The following is a 14770-nucleotide window of genomic DNA, read 5'->3' on the forward strand; positions in this document are numbered from 1 at the left end:
AACAATGACCGACGCCCTCACCCGCAGCGCCATCGACCAGCAGCTCGAGCGCCTGGAATACCGCAACCAGGCCTTCATCGACGGCCGCTTCGTCGCCGCCCGTTCGGGCGCCACCTTCGCCACCCTCAACCCGGCGACCGGCCAGGTCATCACCGAGGTGGCCGCCTGCGACGCCGAAGACGTCGACGCCGCCGTGCAGGCCGCCCGCGCCGCCTTCGACGCCGGGGTCTGGTCGAAACTGGCGCCGGCCGAGCGCAAGACGATCATGCTGGCGTTCGCCGACCTGATCGACGCCCACCGCCTGGAGCTGGCGGTGCTGGAATCCCTGGAGGCCGGCAAGCCGGTCGGCGAGTGCTACGGCATCGACATCCCCGACACCGCCAACACCATCCGCTGGCACGCCGAGGCCGGCGACAAGCTGTACGACGCCATCTCGCCGTCCAGCCCGAGCAACGTCGGCATGATCCGCCGCGAACCGATCGGCGTGGTCGGCGCCGTGCTGCCGTGGAACTTCCCCTGCATGATGGCCGGCTGGAAGCTCGGCCCGGCGCTGATCACCGGCAACAGCGTGGTCCTCAAGCCCGCCGAGCTGACCTCCCTGGCCACCCTGCGCCTGGCCGAGCTGGCCCATCAGGCCGGCATCCCGGCCGGCGTGCTCAACGTGGTGCCGGGCCTGGGCCACAGCGCCGGCAAGGCCATCGGCCTGCACCCGGACATCGACCTGGCGGCCTTCACCGGCTCCACCGAGGTCGGCCGGCTGTTCCTCGAGTACTCGGCCAAGAGCAACCTCAAGCGCGTGGTGCTCGAGTGCGGCGGCAAGAACCCCCAGGTGGTCATGGGCGATGCCGGCGACCTCTCGGCGGTGGCCGGCAACGTGCTCGCCGCGGCCTTCTGGAACATGGGCGAGAACTGCTCGGCCGGCTCCCGGCTGATTGTCCATCGCTCGCTCAAGGACGCGCTGCTCGAGGAAATGCTCAGCCAGCTGCAAGACTGGGCCACCGGCGACCCGCTGGACCCGAGCGTACGCCTCGGCGCGCTGATCGAAGAAGCGCACATGGCCAAGGTCCTCGGGCATATCGAGCAGGCCAAGGCCGAGGGCTGCAAGCTGGTCACCGGTGGTGTGCGCCTGCATGCGGAGAGCGGCGGCTATTTCGTCGCCCCGACCATCTTCGAAGCCGACTCCAACGCCGCCTCGGTGGCCCAGGAGGAGATCTTCGGCCCGGTGCTGGCGGTGATCGCCTTCGACACCGAAGAAGAGGCCATCGCCATCGCCAACGACACCTGCTACGGCCTGGCCGCCTCGCTGTGGACCGCCAACATCAACACCGCCCACCGCATGTCGGCGGCCATCCGCGCCGGCACCGTGTCGGTCAACTGCTTCTCCGAGGGCGACATCTGCACCCCGTTCGGCGGCTACAAGCAGTCCGGCTTCGGCGGCCGCGACAAGTCGATCTACGCCCACGATCAGTACTGCGAGCTGAAGACCACCTGGATCCAGTTGTCCTGACGCCAGCCTCTCCCGGCCGCACCCGCGGCCGCTCCCCCTAGATCGACAGTCCCCTCCCGGCAACCGCCGGCGAGGGGGCTTCGCCTATCGCCGAGAAACGCCCATGCACAGCCTCACCAGCAGTGAATACCTCAACCCGGTCAGCACCCAGACCTGGGCCAACGGCCGCCATCTGGTGCGCTGCCTCAAGGTCATCCGCGAGACCGCGGACGTCATCACCTACTGCTTCAGCATGCAGGAGCCGGTGCTGTTCTTCTTCAAGCCCGGGCAGTTCGTCACCCTGGAGCTGGAGATCGACGGCGAGCAGGTGCTGCGCTCCTACACCATCTCCAGCGCGCCGTCGATTCCCTACAGCTTCTCCATCACGGTCAAGCGCGTGCCCGGCGGCCGAGTATCCAACTGGCTGCACGAACACCTCAAGGAAGGCGAGCTGATCGCCGTGCACGGCCCGGTCGGCCAGTTCAACTGCATCGACTACCCGGCCGACAAGGTGCTGCTGCTCTCGGGCGGCGTCGGCATCACCCCGGTGATGTCCATGGCCCGCTGGTTCTTCAACACCAACAGCGAGGTCGACATGGTGTTCGCCCACAGCGCGCGCACCCCCGCCGACATCATCTACCGCGCAGAACTGGACTACATGTCCACGCGCATCGACAACTTCAAGCTGCACCTGATCTGCGAACGCAACGAGACCGGGCAGATCTGGGGCGGCTACCGCGGCTTCCTCAGCCGCGAGATGCTGCAGCTGATCGCCCCGAACTTCCTCGAGCGCGAGGTGTTCTGCTGCGGCCCGGCGCCCTACATGCGCGCGGTGCGGCGCCTGCTCGGCGAAGCCGGCTACGACATGACCCGCTACCACGAGGAGTCCTTCGGCGCGACGCCGGACGAGGACATCGCCGCCGCCGAGGAACAGGCCGCGGTGGCCCTGAGCGAGGAGCCCCAGGCCAGCCACTGGGTGACCTTCAGCGACTCCGGCAAGTCGGTGCAGGCCGAACTCGGCAGCACCCTCTACGAGGCCGCCGCCAGTGCCGGCCTGACCATTCCCAAGGCCTGCGGCATGGGCATCTGCGGCACCTGCAAGGTGCGCGTGGTGAGCGGCGAGACCGCCATGGAGCACAACGGCGGCATCAGCGAGGAAGAAATCGCCGAGGGCTTCGTGCTGAGCTGCTGCACCCGGGTCACCGGCGCCGTCGAGGTGGAGTACTAGAGACCGGCCTCAGAGCAGCGCAAGCTGCGCTCGAGTATCTGACGAACTCGGCTCGGGCAGCGCCGCCAGGCCGGGCAGACGCTGCCTCAACTGGGCGTGAAAACGCCGCGCCAGCTGCGCCGCCAGGCGGTTGTCCGGGGTGTGCAGGAAGGCATAGGGGGTGCGCCCCGCCTCGATCCAGGCGGCGACCTTGTCCAGCCAGGGCGCCATGAAGGCATCGTTGGCCGCCAGCTCCGGGTGGCCGATGAAACGCAGCTGCGGCGCCTGGCTGAAGGCGGTCGGGCGCACCGGCAGGCGCGGCTTCTTCGCCTGGGCGTGGCGCACGGCGGGGTCGTCCGAGTTGCAGCTGAACAGCGCCCGCGAGTCCAGGCAGATGCGCTCGATGCCGCGTCCCTGCAGCAGGCGGTTGAGCGCTCGCTCCTCCTCGCCCCTGGCGAAGAACGCCGGGTGGCGCAACTCCACCGCCAGGTCGGCATCCGCCCAGTGCTCGACGAAGGCGGCCAGCTCCCCCAGGCGCGGCGGACCGAAGCTCGCCGGCAGTTGCAGCCAGAACGGCGCGACCCGCGCCCCCAGGGGCGCCAGCAGCCGGCGGAAGGCGTCGCTGGCGCCCAGCTGCGCGCGCAGGTCGCCGCCATGGCTGATGTCCCGCGGCAGCTTGGCGCAGAAACGAAACTGCGCCGGCATGGTCGCGGCCCAGCGCGCCACGGTATCGGCCGCGGGGCTGGCGTAGAAGGTGGTGTTGCCCTCCACGGCATTGAACAGCTGGCTGTAGCGCGGCAGGAAGTCTCGCGGGCGGGCGTCCTGCGGGTACAGCGAGCCGCGCCAGGCCGGCTCGCTCCAGGACGGGCAGCCGAGGAAATAGGGCAGCACTAGGCGTAGAGGTCGAGCCCCAGCACTTGCTGCGCGTCGGGCTCGCTGGCGAAGCTGGCGGTGCTGCTGTAGCTGGCGATGGCCTGGGCGGCGCGGCTGCTCAGGGCCGGCCGGTAGCCGGAGTCCTCGGCGCGCGACTGCAGGTTGTCGCTGCCGCCGCTGCTGGCCTGTACCCGGCGCAACTGCGGCAGTTGCTCGAAGCCCTGGCTGCTGGCCGGGGCGGCCGCCTGCTCGCGACGCGCCTCGACTTCCCGCTGCGCCTCGCGATAGGGCGTGACCGCAGTCCCCGAACGGGGCCCGCGATCTGGCGAGTAGGGAGCGATGGAGCCGTCGATGCGCATCAGTTACTGCTCGGCCGCTTGGCCAACTGTGTGGGATTCGACCAATCTACCGCCGCAGCCCCGGCTTGGCAATCGAGCCGCCGCCAGCCGGGAGGTCGACTACTGCGGCGCCTTGGGCGTGGCGACCTGGTCGCGCAGGTACACCGGCTGCGCCTGGTCGGCCGGCAGCGCCTCGCCGCGGGCCCAGGCGAAGCCCGCCAGGCCGAGCAGGTCCTCGGCGTGGGGCAGCATGGCGCCGTCCTGGCCGCCCAGCATCGCCGGCAGCCGCACGGCATGGGTGCCCCAGCCGGTGCCGGCGCCGAACCAGTCGCCGGCGGCGTCGCGCGGCAGGCCGGCCAGTTCCGGCGGCAACACCGCCTCGGCGCCGAGCAGGCGCATCTCGCCCTGCTGCGCCCGGTAGCAGCCCCAGTAGACCTCGTCCATCCGCGCGTCGATGGCAGCGGCCACCTGCTGCGCGCCGTGCTCACGCAGCGCCCGCTGGGCCAGCACGGCCAGGTCGGACACCGGCAGCACCGGGCGGTCCAGGGCGAAGGCCAGACCCTGGACCACGCCGATGGCGATGCGCACCCCGGTGAAGGCGCCGGGGCCGCGGCCGAAGGCGATCGCGTCCAGCGCCGACAGGGCGACGTCCGCCTCCTCCAGCAGGGCCTTGATCATCGGCAGCAGGCGCTGGGCGTGCAGGCGCGGAATCACTTCGTAGTGGCTGAATACCTCGCCGTCGTGCAGCAGGGCGACGGAGCAGGCTTCGGTGGCGGTGTCCAGAGCCAGGAGAGTAGTCATTACGTTCGGGCAGGTGACGAGAAGGAGCGGCATTAAAACGGCTTGAGGCTTTTTTTTCCAGCGCAATCACGTGAGTTCGCGTCTGTCACGCGAACGGGCCAGCCGGGCAACAGGCACGCGCCGGGCCACAACGGCCCGGCGCAAGCACTGCAAACAGCGATTTACCAGGGCTCGATGACGGTCTTTGCTTCCCAGGCTTGCAAAGGCGCCTCGGACCAGGTGCCGTAGCTCGCATTGGGGAAGACGATCCACTCGGCGCCCCACTTGTCGGCCTCGGCGGCCACGGTCGCGCGCTGCTCGGCCAGCGGCGTCTTGCGGAAACGCCCATCGAAGTCATGCAGCGTATCGCCCAGCAACAACACGACCTGATGATCGGCACTGACGATGGCGCGCCGCTCGACCTTGGGCGGCCCCAGCAGCAGCACGCTTTGCGCCGACACCTGGGGTAGACCGAGCTTGCTCAGGGTGGCCAGGGTGTGTGGCTTCTGCTCGTCGGCACGGTCCGATATGTAGCGAATGGTCACGCCCAGGCTGTCGGCGTGCTGCAGGAACTGCTTGGCGCCGGGGATCAGCCGCGGAGTCCCGTCTCGTTCCCAGGGCAGCCAGGTGTCCCAGGCGTCATAGGTGTGGCAGTTGGCAAGGTCCCGCGCCAACAGTGCGCTGTTATCAATGACGGTCTCATCCAGGTCGGTAACGATGGCCAACTTCGACGGATCTTTCGCGGCGGCTACTGCAGCATCCAGCTTCAGCGTAGCGATGTTGTAGGCCTGCAGCTGCAGGGCCTGAACTTCCGCCGACTGCTGCTGAAAGCGCAGCCCCATGGCGAACTCGGCGACTGCGCAGTCTGCCTTGGGTTGCGCCTTGGCATCGGCGAACGCCGCAGGGCTCCCCGCCAGCGCTAGCGCAAGGCCCAACCAGATAGCACTCTTTGCTGTTTTCTCGGTCATTAAATGCGCTCTCTTCCTTAGCATGGGTAAAGACTTAAGGTCTATGACCATCCCTCCGTGGTCTAGACCAAGACGGAGGCTAGCTTAGGCGAGCAAGGTTGCTGTTCTGTGAACGACGCTCAGTGACTCCGGCGCGCCACTTGCAGAAACGACAACGGCCCGCAAGCGGGCCGTTGTTGCAAGGCGACTGGCGACTCAGCTGAGCGCGGCCAGGACCTTGGCGGTGATCTCGTCCACCGAACCGACGCCGGCCACCGCGCTGTACTTCGGCGTGCCTTCGGCCGCCGCGAGCTGCTGGTAGAAGCTCACCAGCGGCTTGGTCTGCGAATGATAGACCGACAGGCGGTGGCGCACGGTCTCTTCCTTGTCGTCGTCGCGCTGGATCAGTTCCTCGCCGGATTCGTCGTCGATGCCGGCGACCTTCGGCGGGTTGTGCTCGGTGTGGTAGACGCGGCCGGAGGCCGGGTGCACGCGGCGGCCGGCGATGCGGCTGACGATTTCCTCGTCGTCGACGGCGATCTCGACCACGTGGTCGATGCTCACGCCGGCGTCCTTCAGGGCTTCGGCCTGGGGAATGGTGCGCGGGAAACCGTCGAAGAGGAAGCCGTTGGCACAGTCCGCCTGGGCGATGCGCTCCTTGACCAGGTTGATGATCAGATCGTCGGAGACCAGGCCGCCGGCATCCATGACGCTCTTGGCCTTCAGGCCCAGCTCGGTGCCGGCCTTGACCGCGGCGCGCAGCATGTCGCCGGTGGAGATTTGCGGAATGCCGAACTTCTTGGTGATGAAGCCAGCCTGGGTACCTTTACCGGCACCGGGCGCCCCCAGCAGAATCACGCGCATCGATGTGCTCCTCAAGATTTAAATAGAAATCGTCGGACTCGCCTCGTGGGGCCAATCTCAGAATGGTTTCGGCAGCACTGCGCACGGGTGCCTGACTGCCAGAAGGCCGATCAAGATACACAGCGCACCCCCGGCGCACAAGCCGCCGAAAGTCGCAGGCGGCGGCCTGGCCGAGGGGCGCCGAAGAGCGCCTGAGACGCCCCCTGCAAGCCCCTGCCGGGGCCCGCACAGAGGGCTTCGGCGGGCGTCTCAGCCGGTGTTGCGCAAGCCCGCGGCGATCCCCGCGACGCTGACCAGCAAGGCCTGCTCCAGAGGGCTGTCGGCCTCATTCTGACGCTGCCTGGCGCGGGCCAGCAGCTCGGCCTGCAGCAGGTGCAAGGGGTCCAGATAGGTGTTGCGCACGCTGAGGAATTCCAGGGTCTCGGGGCTGTGCGCCAGCAGGTGCGACTGCCCGGTCAAGCCCAGCACCGCGGCCACCGCCTGCGACAATAGGTCGCGCAAATGCTCACCCAGGGGTCGCAAATCCGATTGCACGAGCCGCTCGTCGTAGAGTCGGGCGATCGCCGCATCGGCCTTGGCCAGGACCATCTCCAGCATGTCGATGCGGGTGCGGAAGAACGGCCAGTGCTCGCGCATCTGCCCGAGCAGCTCGCCCTCCCCGCGTTTCAGGGCATTGGCCAGGGCGTATTCCCAGCCGAGCCAGGCCGGCAGCATCAGGCGGGTCTGGGTCCAGGCGAAGATCCAGGGAATCGCCCGCAGGCTCTCCACCCCGCCCTCGCGGCGCTTGGCCGGCCGGCTGCCCAGCGGCAGGCGGCCGAGCTCCTGCTCCGGGGTGGCCTGGCGGAAGTAGTCGACGAACTGCGGGTGCTCGCGCACCACGCCGCGGTAGGCGCTGACGCCGTCGGCGGCCAGCCGGTCCATCAGTTCGCGCCAGGCCGGCTGCGGGGTCGGCGGCGGCAGCCGGGTGGCCTCCAGCACGGCGGCCAGGTAGAGGTTGAGGTTCTGCTCGGCGATGTCCGGCAGGCCGAACTTGAAGCGGATCATCTCGCCCTGCTCGGTGGTGCGGAAGCGCCCCGCCACCGAGCCCGGCGGCTGCGACAGGATCGCCGCGTGGGCCGGGCCGCCGCCGCGGCCGACCGTGCCGCCGCGGCCGTGGAACAACAGCAGCTCGACGCCGTGGGCGGCGCAGACCTGCACCAGGGCTTCCTGGGCGCGGTACTGCGCCCAGGCCGCCGCGGTGGTGCCGGCATCCTTGGCCGAGTCGGAGTAGCCGATCATCACCTCCTGGGGACCCTGCAGGCGCGCGCGGTAGTCCTCCAGGCCGAGCAGGCGGTCGATCACCGGCCCGGCGTTGTCGAGGTCGGCGAGGGTCTCGAACAAGGGCACCACGCGCATCGGCCGCAACAGCCCGCCCTCCTTGAGCAGCAACTGCACCGCCAGCACGTCGGAAGGCGCGCCGGCCATGGAGATCACGTAGGAGCCCAGGGAGGCCGCCGGCGCCGCCGCCACCTCGCGGCAGGTGGCGAGCACCTCGGCGGTCTCGGCACTGGGCTCGAAGTGCGCCGGCAGCAGCGGCCGGCGGTTGTCCAGCTCGCCCAGCAGGAACGCCTGGCGCGCCTCTTCGTCCCACTCGGCGTAGCGCCCCAGGCCCAGGTAGTCGGTGATCTCGTCCAGCGCCGCGACATGCCGGCTGGCGTCCTGGCGCACGTCCAGGCGCACCAGGAACAGGCCGAAGGTCACCGCGCGGCGCAGGCAGTCGAGCAAGGGACCGTCGGCGATCACGGCCATGCCACAGGCGTGCAGGGAGCGGTAGCACAGCGTCAAGGGCTCGAGCAGCTCGTCGTTGTGCTGCAGCACCGCGGCAGAGGGCGCCAGCGGCCCCTGCAGGGCATCGTGGGCCCAGGCCCGGGTCGCCCGCAGGCGTTCGCGCAGCTGCTTGAGCAGGCTGCGATAGGGTTCGGCGCTGTCGCCGACCCGTGCGCGCAACTCCTCGCTGGCCTGCTGCATGGACAGCTCGGCCGCCAGCTGATCGATATCCCGCAGGTACAGGTCGGCGGCCATCCAGCGCGCCAGCAGCAGCACCTCGCGGGTCACCGGCGCGGTGACATTGGGATTGCCGTCGCGATCGCCGCCCATCCAGGAGGCGAAGCGTATCGGCGCGGCGTCCAGCGGCAGGCGCGCGCCGGTGGCCGCGTGCAGCGCATGGTCGGCCTGGCGCAGGAAGTTCGGCAGCGCCTGCCACAGCGAATGCTCGATCACCGCGAAGCCCCACTTGGCCTCGTCCACCGGGCTCGGCCGGCTGCGGCGAATCTCCTCGGTATGCCAGGCCTCGGCGATCAGCCGCTGCAGGCGCTGGGCCACCTGCTCGCGCTCGGCGGCGGACAGGTCGCTGTGGTCCTGGGCCGCCAGCTGCGCGGCGATGGCATCGTACTTCTGGATCAGGGTGCGCCGTGCCACCTCGGTCGGGTGGGCGGTCAGCACCAGCTCGATCTCCAGGCCGCCGAGCTGGCGCGCCAGCGCCGCGGGTTCGTGGCCACCGGCCTGCAGGCGCTGCAACAGCTCGGGCAGCACCCGCGACTCGAAGGGCTCGGGCTCGTCGCTGCCCCGCCGCCGCACCCGGTGGTACTGCTCGGCGATATTGGCCAGGTTGAGGAACTGGTTGAAGGCCCGCGCCACCGGCAGCAGCTCGTCGTCGTCGAGCCCGTCGAGGCTCTCGCTGAGCTGCTCGGCGCCGGCGGCCGAGCCACGCCGCGCCGCCTTGGCGCCCTTGCGGATGCGCTCGATCTTGCCCAGGAAGGCAGCGCCCAGCTGTGCGCTGATGGTGTTGCCCAGCAGCTCGCCGAGCTGGTGCACGTCCTCGCGCAGGCGCGCGTCGATTTCCGTCATGATCCTTCCTCCTCCGGGAATTGCACCAAGAGTGCCCAGCGCGGCAACTTCTTACAAGCGCGCGACAGCGGCGCCCCCCTGTCGGCCGCGAGCGGTCTAGTCTAGAGGTAGGGCGAGCCCGAAACGACTTGCTCCCGTCACTGGATTGCACAACCGCCTAGCCACACTAGGCAAGGGACGAGGTAGTTATGAAAATCCGCGAACTTGTCCATCACTGGGAACAGAACTCGAAGGGCCGCCTGACCCGCAACACCTATCAGATCCATCTCGACCTGGAGGCGGCTGCGCGCCTGGCGGCGCTGACCGAGATGTACCCCAAGCACCATACCGAAGAACTGCTGGGCGAGCTGATCGGCGCGGCGCTGGAGGAGCTGGAGGCCAGCCTGCCATACGTCAAGGGCAGCCAGGTGGTGGCCACCGACGAGCAGGGCGATCCCCTTTACGAGGACATCGGTCCGACGCCGCGCTTTCTCGCCTTATCGCGCAAGTACCTGCGCGAGCTGCAGCAGCAGCAGGGCAGCGCCGAGCACTGAGCCGGCGACGCGGCGCGCCTACTGCGCCGCCGGCGTCTGCTCGCCGAGGCAGCGCACCGCCTGCTTGCGGTTGTCCACCAGCACGCCGGTGAGGCCCTTCTGCTCCAGGTCGAACAGCACCAGCACGCCATCGACGCATTGCGCCACCTGGTTGGCCGGCTTGAGCGAGACCTTGTAGTCCTCGCCGGGAACGGTCTTGAGCATGGTGAAGTCGGCCAGCAGCAGGGCGTCCTGCGGCTTGGCGATATGCAGGTAACCGTAGTACCAGAGCACGGCGACCGTGGCGCAGATGCTGCCGATGGCGGTGAGAATCAGGGGAATAGGCTCGCGTTCACTCATTGTGGGCTCTCAGAATCGGGGATGTCCGCCAGGTGGCGCAGGCCGGCGAAGCCCCGCGGGTCGCGCATGAAACGCAGCATCACCTGGCGCCAGTCCGGGTCGGCAAAGGTTTGCACATGGCCGCCACGGGTCGGCTGGAACACCCGCGGCGGGGGCGCAGCTTGATACAAGCGCTCGCCGTTGGAAAGGGGCACCAGCGGATCGTCGATGCTGTGGAAGATCAGCAGCGGCAGCCCGACCAGCTTCGGCATCACGTGAATGGCGCTGTCGCCATCGGGCACCAGCCAGCTCAGCGGCGTGCGCAACGGCCGGGTCAGCCAGCTGGTGCCGAGGGCATGGCGGGCGACCTCGCGGTAGCTGGCCGGCACGCCGTCGAGGACCAGGGCGCTCAGCTGGGCGCGCCGCCGCGGCCGCTCGGCCAGGTAATGGGCGGCCAGGGCGCCGCCCAGGCTCTGGCCGAGGACGTACAGCGGCCTGTCGCGGACCGGCGGGGCGCGCTCCAGCCAGGCGAAGGCCGCCTCCAGGTCCTGGTACACCGCCGGCAGGCTCGGCGCCCCCTCGGACAGGCCGTAGCCGCGGTAGTCCAGCATCAGGACCTGGTAGCCCTGCTCCGGCAACCACCAGATGCCGCCGAGGTGGCTGGCCAGGTTGCCGCCATTGCCGTGCAGGTGCAGCACCGTGCCCCTGACCTCGACCCCGGCCTTGGCCGGTAGCCACCAGGCATGCAGACGGGTGCCGTCGGCGGCCCTCAGGTATTCGTCCTGGTAGTCCAGACGCGCCTTGGCCGGGGTGAACGGCAGGCCGCGCTCGGGATAGAACAGCAGTTCGCTGCAGCCGTGCAGGCAGAGCAGCACGGCCAGCAACCAGCAGCGCCGCCTCACTTGCCTCCGGCGCGTACTTCTTCACGCGCCTTGAAGGTCGCCTCGTACACGCGCTCGGCCAGGCGCGAGAACGGCAGGCTCTGAATCCACACGGTTCCGCTGCCCTTGAGCGTCGCCAGGAGGATGCCCTCGCCACCGAACAGCATGCTCTTCAGGCCGCCGGCCAGGGCGATGTCGTAGTCGATCCCCGCGCTGAACGCCACCAGGCAGCCGGTGTCCAGGCGCAGGGTCTCGTCGTGCAGCTCCTTGCGGATCACCGTGCCGCCGGCATGCACGAAGGCCAGGCCGTCGCCCTCGAGCTTCTGCAGGATAAAGCCCTCGCCGCCGAAGAAACCGGCGCCCAGGCGCTTGTTGAAGCTGATGCCGAGCGCCGTGCCGTGGGCCGCGCAGAGGAAGGCGTCCTTCTGGCAGATCAGCCGGCCACCCACTTCGGCCAGCTGGATCGGCACCACGGTCCCCGGATAGGGCGCGGCGAAAGCCACCCGCGCCGGCCGCGCGCCGGCGTTGGAAAAATGCGTCATGAACAGCGACTCGCCGGTGAGCAGGCGCTTGCCGGCACCCCACAGCTTGCCCAGCACCCCGCTCGCCGAACCGTCACCCATCCGCGTCTCGAAGCGCACGCCCTCGGTCATGTAATTCATTACCCCGGCCTCGGCGATCACCGTCTCGCCCGGGTCGAGGATGATTTCCACGCTCTGCGCCGCGGTGCCGAGGATTTCGTAATCGAGCGGGTGGCTGGGCATTCGAGACTCCTGCCGATGAGAGCGAGCGCCTGCCCGCAGGGTCAGGCGCGTCGAGCGCGAAACTCAGGCCGGGCGCACCCCGCCTGAACCGGGCGCCTAGAGGATATTGGCGTAGTCGGCCTCGATCCGGTCCAGGCTCAGATGGTTGAGGAAGTTGGAGAAACACATCCACGCCGACAGCGAGTTGAGGTCGCTGAATTGCGGCGGCAGGTACTTCGGCGCCACCACCAGGCCCTCGTCGACCAGCTGGCGCAGGGTGCGCATGTCCTCAAGAGTGGTCTTGCCACAGAACAGCAGCGGAATCTGCTCCAGCTTGCCCTTGCGCACGGCCAGCTGGATGTAGTTGTAGACCATGATGAAACCCTTCAAATAGGACAGGTCCTTGGTGAAGGGTAGTCCGGTCGGGGACGATCCGCGAAAGGCGCGGCTGGCATTGCTGTAGCTGTCCTCCAGGCTGAAACCCTGCTCGCGGTAGAAGCCACACACTTGGAGGAAGTCGGCGCCCTCCTCGGCCATGTGGATGGCGCGGGTGCGGTTGGTCAGCTTGCGCAGGCGGGTCGGGTAGGAGGCGAAGGCGATCACCTCCATGAGGATCGCCAGGCCCTCCTGGGTCACGGTGGACGAGGGCGGCCCCTTGGCCAGGAAGGTACAGATGGGCTGGTTCTGTCCGTTCAGCGTGGTCGCCACATGCACCAGGCCCTCGTGCACCTCCAGGGCCTTGACGTCGCGCTCGTTGAACTTGGCGTCGGTGCGGATCTTGATGTAGTCGGCGCCGGCCGCCGCGTCGGCGAGGATGCCGTCGGACTCGAACACCCGGATGGTCTCCTCCGCCTCGCCGAACACCTTGTTCAGGCGATGCTGCAGCAGATCGACCGCCTGCTTGGCGCAGAGGTTCTTCGGCTCGTCCTCGAGGTCGCCGCGACGGTCGATGTTGTTCAGGAACTCGGAGAACATCAACCCCAGGTCGGAGAGGGTCGGGTCGCCGGCGTGGAAGGCGTCGGACGCCGCGCCGTAGAGGTCCTGGGAGATCAGGCCGAAATCCTCGGTGCCGCGCGCCTCGAGCATGCGGATGACCATGCGGTACTCGCGGCACATGCGCCGCATGATCTGGCCGACCGGGTTGAACTGGCCGAGCTGACGGGTGATGTCGCGCTCGATGTTCTGGAATTCCAGCTTCTTCGCCGCGGTGTCGAACGCCAGCGGGCGCCCGGCATAGTAGTCGCGATCCACCGCCGGCAGCTGCTTGCCCTTGTGCTTGAGAAAGTCGGCGCGGATGGTGTCGTCCCACTTCACCGCATCCAGCACGCGGATCGGCGTCTGCGCCTCGACGATGCGGTCGGACAGCCCGCGCACCGTCAGTTGGTAGTCACCCAGCTCGTTGAGACTGTTCATTGATTCCTCGTTGTGGCGCCCGCTCGCCGGGAGCGGGGCGAATTACTGGCCGACGCGCTGGTAGCGCGCGACTTCGACGAAGACGTCCGAATTGGCCGGGTCGTCGAGGTAGGCGAACACCTGCTCCAGCGGGCTGGTGATCAGGGCGCCCTCGCCCTGCGGGGTCTCCACCGCCTCGCCCTCCAGCACGCCCTGCTCCAGCTCCTGGAGGATGCGGTCGACATCCAGGCTGTAGAGCAGCAGCTCGTTGCCGGTGGTCAGCTCGAACCCGGCGATGGCGAAGTTCGCCCCCATGCGCTTCGGCAGGCCGACCGAGAGGTACCAGCGGCGGCCATGGTGGGCCACGGTGAAACCGTATTGCTTGAGGCTGTCGAGGTTCTCCGGGTCGTCCACGTAGGTCTCGGCCTTGTAGACGTTGGAGCCGGCCCGGCTGATGCGCAGGAACAGCCGCTCGCCCCACTCGTTGGTGCGCGCCCACTCGCCGAGCAGCGGTATGGGCGCCGCCTCGTTGGCCGGGATCGGGTCCTTGAACGTGACCAGGCAGCCACTCAGTAGCAGGAAGGACAAGGCGACCACCATACGCCAGGCTCTCATTACGCTCTCCTTGTGAAACGCTTCGGCATCGCGCCGGTCGGCCCCAGCGGCCCTTCCTTTAAGACAAACCCCGCCGCGGCGGGGTTCGGTGCGAGGCCATGCCCCATTTATAACTTAAGCGTATAACACAGTCGCTCGCCCGGAGTCCGTGCCGGTTCGGCGAACGAGCTCAGAGCCCCAGCACCAAGTGCATATAGCGTTTAAGAATGGCCAACATGCCCTGGTTGTCCAGATGCTCGACGCCGTCGAGCAGGCCCTGGTACTCCATGCGCCGGATGATCGCGGTCAACAGCTGGGCATCCTGCTCCGGCTGGTGCGAACCGAGCACCTGGAAGAAACGGATGACGCCCTGGGAGAGGATCTGCCCGTGGGCGCGCACCAGCTCGTGCAGGCCCGGATTGAGCAATGCCTCCTGGTGGAACGCCTGCTCGGCGAGCAGGTGCTCGCGGCGATTGACCAACTGGTAGCGCACGTACTCCACCGCCAGGCGGGCGATCTCGTCGGCCAGGTGGCGGCGCGCCTCGGGGGTGCCGTCCAGATTGCCGACCAGCTCCTGCAGCACGCCCTCGGTACTGCTCCAGAACTTCGCCATATAGGCGGCGCTGCGCTCGACGAACTGGGCGAAGGTATCGGTGATCAGGTCGTCGATGTCTTTGAAGTAGTAGGTGGTGGCCGACAGGGGCACGCCCGCCTCGGCCGCCACCGCGCGGTGGCGCACGGCACGCACGCCCTCGCGCACGATGATGCGCATGGCCGCGTCGAGGATCGCCTGGCGGCGCTGTTCGCTGCCTTGCCGACTGGCCTTGCGCCCCAGGTACTGGACGCTTTCGGCGACGGCGCTGGCCACGCGGGCGGCATTTTCTGGAACGGGCACATGGGACACGACGGGCAAACCTCCTGCGCGATC

Annotated in this window: 15 protein-coding genes; 3 read left to right on the top strand and 12 right to left on the bottom strand. The window is 68.6% G+C overall.

The window, feature by feature from the left end; translation table 11 throughout:
* Window positions 1-4 precede the first annotated feature (4 nt).
* A complete protein-coding gene (locus I0D00_RS16450; RefSeq protein ID WP_213640903.1) occupies window positions 5-1507 on the top strand; it encodes an aldehyde dehydrogenase in 1503 nt (500 codons plus the stop codon).
* A 103-nt stretch (window positions 1508-1610) separates the two neighbouring features.
* Window positions 1611-2714, top strand: coding sequence for an FAD-binding oxidoreductase (locus I0D00_RS16455; RefSeq protein ID WP_213640904.1), 1104 nt, complete (start codon window positions 1611-1613; stop codon window positions 2712-2714).
* A gap of 9 nt (window positions 2715-2723) precedes the next feature.
* On the opposite strand, the gene I0D00_RS16460 is transcribed toward I0D00_RS16455, so the two are convergent.
* From I0D00_RS16460 to ppc, 6 genes are all read right to left on the bottom strand, one after another.
* Window positions 2724-3584: a DUF72 domain-containing protein gene (locus tag I0D00_RS16460; RefSeq protein ID WP_213640905.1), complete on the bottom strand. Its 861-nt coding sequence runs from the start codon at window positions 3582-3584 to the stop codon at window positions 2724-2726.
* Window positions 3584-3925 carry a hypothetical protein gene (locus tag I0D00_RS16465; protein WP_213640906.1) on the bottom strand — a complete coding sequence of 114 codons (342 nt, stop codon included), beginning with the start codon at window positions 3923-3925 and terminating at the stop codon, window positions 3584-3586. Before I0D00_RS16465 ends, I0D00_RS16460 begins: the two co-directional genes overlap by 1 nt.
* Before the next feature lie 99 nt (window positions 3926-4024).
* Window positions 4025-4705, bottom strand: a complete 681-nt coding sequence (tsaB, locus tag I0D00_RS16470) for a tRNA (adenosine(37)-N6)-threonylcarbamoyltransferase complex dimerization subunit type 1 TsaB (protein WP_213640907.1) — start codon at window positions 4703-4705, stop codon at window positions 4025-4027.
* 161 nt (window positions 4706-4866) lie between these two features.
* Window positions 4867-5652, bottom strand: a complete 786-nt coding sequence (locus tag I0D00_RS16475) for a 5'-nucleotidase, lipoprotein e(P4) family (RefSeq protein ID WP_213640908.1) — start codon at window positions 5650-5652, stop codon at window positions 4867-4869.
* Window positions 5653-5847: 195 nt separating this feature from the next.
* Window positions 5848-6495 (bottom strand): adenylate kinase, encoded by a 648-nt coding sequence (adk, locus tag I0D00_RS16480; RefSeq protein WP_213640909.1) that lies wholly within the window; start codon window positions 6493-6495, stop codon window positions 5848-5850.
* A gap of 249 nt (window positions 6496-6744) precedes the next feature.
* Window positions 6745-9381, bottom strand: coding sequence for a phosphoenolpyruvate carboxylase (ppc, locus tag I0D00_RS16485; RefSeq protein WP_213640910.1), 2637 nt, complete (start codon window positions 9379-9381; stop codon window positions 6745-6747).
* Between the two features lie 188 nt (window positions 9382-9569).
* Here ppc and I0D00_RS16490 point away from each other — a divergent pair, with 188 nt between their 5' ends.
* Window positions 9570-9914 (top strand): pilin assembly protein, encoded by a 345-nt coding sequence (locus I0D00_RS16490; RefSeq protein ID WP_213640911.1) that lies wholly within the window; start codon window positions 9570-9572, stop codon window positions 9912-9914.
* An 18-nt stretch (window positions 9915-9932) separates the two neighbouring features.
* On the opposite strand, the gene I0D00_RS16495 is transcribed toward I0D00_RS16490, so the two are convergent.
* The 6 genes from I0D00_RS16495 to I0D00_RS16520 form a co-directional block, all read right to left on the bottom strand.
* Window positions 9933-10253, bottom strand: coding sequence for a PA3694 family proteiin (locus tag I0D00_RS16495; protein WP_213640912.1), 321 nt, complete (start codon window positions 10251-10253; stop codon window positions 9933-9935).
* Entirely contained in the window at window positions 10250-11134 is an 885-nt protein-coding gene (locus tag I0D00_RS16500; RefSeq protein WP_213640913.1) for an alpha/beta hydrolase, read from the bottom strand. Before I0D00_RS16500 ends, I0D00_RS16495 begins: the two co-directional genes overlap by 4 nt.
* Window positions 11131-11877: a TIGR00266 family protein gene (locus I0D00_RS16505; RefSeq protein ID WP_213640914.1), complete on the bottom strand. Its 747-nt coding sequence runs from the start codon at window positions 11875-11877 to the stop codon at window positions 11131-11133. The genes I0D00_RS16500 and I0D00_RS16505 overlap by 4 nt, the downstream gene beginning before the upstream one ends.
* A 96-nt stretch (window positions 11878-11973) precedes the next feature.
* Window positions 11974-13269, bottom strand: coding sequence for a flavohemoglobin expression-modulating QEGLA motif protein (locus I0D00_RS16510; RefSeq protein ID WP_213640915.1), 1296 nt, complete (start codon window positions 13267-13269; stop codon window positions 11974-11976).
* Window positions 13270-13311: 42 nt separating this feature from the next.
* Window positions 13312-13863, bottom strand: coding sequence for a hypothetical protein (locus I0D00_RS16515; protein WP_213640916.1), 552 nt, complete (start codon window positions 13861-13863; stop codon window positions 13312-13314).
* A 169-nt stretch (window positions 13864-14032) separates the two neighbouring features.
* On the bottom strand, window positions 14033-14737 hold the full coding sequence (locus I0D00_RS16520) for a TetR/AcrR family transcriptional regulator (protein ID WP_213640917.1): 705 nt from the start codon (window positions 14735-14737) through the stop codon (window positions 14033-14035).
* Window positions 14738-14770 lie beyond the last annotated feature (33 nt).

Origin of the sequence: Pseudomonas lalucatii, from assembly GCF_018398425.1 — a bacterium.
In the GTDB taxonomy this organism is placed as follows: domain Bacteria; phylum Pseudomonadota; class Gammaproteobacteria; order Pseudomonadales; family Pseudomonadaceae; genus Aquipseudomonas; species Aquipseudomonas lalucatii.

Bases quoted from the DNA above. Each gene is read 5' to 3' on its own strand.
- I0D00_RS16515 (WP_213640916.1), bottom strand. From the start codon at position 13,863: ATGAGAGCCTGGCGTATGGTGGTCGCCTTGTCCTTCCTGCTACTGAGT.
- I0D00_RS16455 (WP_213640904.1), top strand. From the start codon at position 1,611: ATGCACAGCCTCACCAGCAGTGAATACCTCAACCCGGTCAGCACCCAG.
- I0D00_RS16495 (WP_213640912.1), bottom strand. From the start codon at position 10,253: ATGAGTGAACGCGAGCCTATTCCCCTGATTCTCACCGCCATCGGCAGC.
- ppc (WP_213640910.1), bottom strand. From the start codon at position 9,381: ATGACGGAAATCGACGCGCGCCTGCGCGAGGACGTGCACCAGCTCGGC.
- adk (WP_213640909.1), bottom strand. From the start codon at position 6,495: ATGCGCGTGATTCTGCTGGGGGCGCCCGGTGCCGGTAAAGGTACCCAG.
- I0D00_RS16490 (WP_213640911.1), top strand. From the start codon at position 9,570: ATGAAAATCCGCGAACTTGTCCATCACTGGGAACAGAACTCGAAGGGC.
- I0D00_RS16465 (WP_213640906.1), bottom strand. From the start codon at position 3,925: ATGCGCATCGACGGCTCCATCGCTCCCTACTCGCCAGATCGCGGGCCC.
- I0D00_RS16510 (WP_213640915.1), bottom strand. From the start codon at position 13,269: ATGAACAGTCTCAACGAGCTGGGTGACTACCAACTGACGGTGCGCGGG.
- I0D00_RS16450 (WP_213640903.1), top strand. From the start codon at position 5: ATGACCGACGCCCTCACCCGCAGCGCCATCGACCAGCAGCTCGAGCGC.
- tsaB (WP_213640907.1), bottom strand. From the start codon at position 4,705: ATGACTACTCTCCTGGCTCTGGACACCGCCACCGAAGCCTGCTCCGTC.
- I0D00_RS16505 (WP_213640914.1), bottom strand. From the start codon at position 11,877: ATGCCCAGCCACCCGCTCGATTACGAAATCCTCGGCACCGCGGCGCAG.
- I0D00_RS16475 (WP_213640908.1), bottom strand. From the start codon at position 5,652: ATGACCGAGAAAACAGCAAAGAGTGCTATCTGGTTGGGCCTTGCGCTA.